Origin of the sequence: Streptomyces sp. NPDC057638 (assembly GCF_042800315.1) — a bacterium.
Lineage (GTDB): Bacteria > Actinomycetota > Actinomycetes > Streptomycetales > Streptomycetaceae > Streptomyces.
Genome location: NZ_JBHVHF010000614.1, coordinates 1 through 1185 on the forward strand (window position 1 = coordinate 1; position 1185 = coordinate 1185).

Annotated in this window: 2 protein-coding genes; both read right to left on the minus strand. The window is 72.4% G+C overall.

Annotated features, from left to right (window positions below; translation table 11 throughout):
• Positions 1 to 22: 22 nt before the first annotated feature.
• Positions 23 to 868, minus strand: coding sequence for an ABC transporter permease (locus ACFVIM_RS35225; RefSeq protein WP_384310474.1), 846 nt, complete (start codon positions 866 to 868; stop codon positions 23 to 25).
• A partial coding sequence (locus ACFVIM_RS35230) for a DUF4162 domain-containing protein (protein ID WP_384310476.1) occupies positions 865 to 1185 on the minus strand: 321 nt, incomplete at its 5' end. The genes ACFVIM_RS35225 and ACFVIM_RS35230, both read right to left, overlap by 4 nt.

Sequence of the window (1185 nt, forward strand, 5' to 3'; positions counted from 1 at the left end):
GGCGGCGCACCACGCCCGCCCGTCAGCGGCTCAGCCGCTGGAAGCGCGCGATTGCCAGCGGCAGGCAGACCGCCGTGATGACCAGGGGCCAGAGAACCGCCATCAGGACGGCGTTCTCCTCGATCCAGGAGCCGCCGCTGGCGACCGGGTTGCCGAAGAGTTCGCGGGCGGCGGCGGCCGTGGAGGAGATGGGGTTCCAGGCGGCCACCGCGCCGAGCCAGTCGGGCATGGAGGACGGCGGTACGAAGATGCTGGAGATCATCGTCAGCGGGAACACCACGGCGTAGAGGGAGCCCGCGGCCTCCGGGCTGGGCAGCAGCAGGCCGAGCCAGACACCGACCCAGATCAGGCTGAAGCGCAGCAGGAGCAGCAGGCCGAAGGCCCCGAGGGTGGCGAGCGGGCCGCCGTCGGAGCGCCAGCCGATGGCGAGGGCGGTCAGGGCGAGGATGGTCAGTTCCGCGGTCGCCACCAGCAGGTCGCTGACACCGCGGCCGGTGACCACGGCCGAGGGGGCCGTCGGCATGGAGCGGAAGCGGTCGATGACGCCCTTGGTGAGGTCCTGGGTCATCACGGTCGCCGTGTTCATGAAGCCGAAGGTCATCGTCATCACGAACATCCCCGGCATCAGGAAGTCCTTGTAGTCGCCGCCGCCCGGGGGCTTCATCGCGCCGCCGAAGACATATCCGTAGAGCAGGACGGAGATGATCGGGAAGCCGAGCTGCCAGAGGATGTAGACGGGCTGGATCCGGTAGTGGAGCAGCTCGCGGCGGACGAGGTTGGCGCAGTCGGTCACCGCCCACAAGAAGCGGCGTTCATCGGCCGGGGCGGCGGTGGCGGGGTCAGCGCTGTCAGGGGCGTCGGGGCTCACGCGGCGGCCTCCTCGGGGCGGTCGGAACCGGTGGGGCGGGCGGTGGTGTGGCCGGTGAGGCGGAGGAAGACATCGTCGAGGCTGGGGCGGCGCAGCCCGATGTCCTCGACGGTGACGCCCTCGTCCTGGAGGGTGCGGGCCACCTCGGTCAGGGCGGCCACCCGGTCGGTGACGGCCGCGTGGACCCGGCGCTCGGCGCGCACGGTGCCCGGCTCGCCCTCGGCGACCCGGGCGACGGTCCTGGCCACCAGCGGGAGATCGGCCGGGTCGGCGGCGACGACCTCGATCCGGTCGCCGCCGACCGTGCTCTTGAGGCC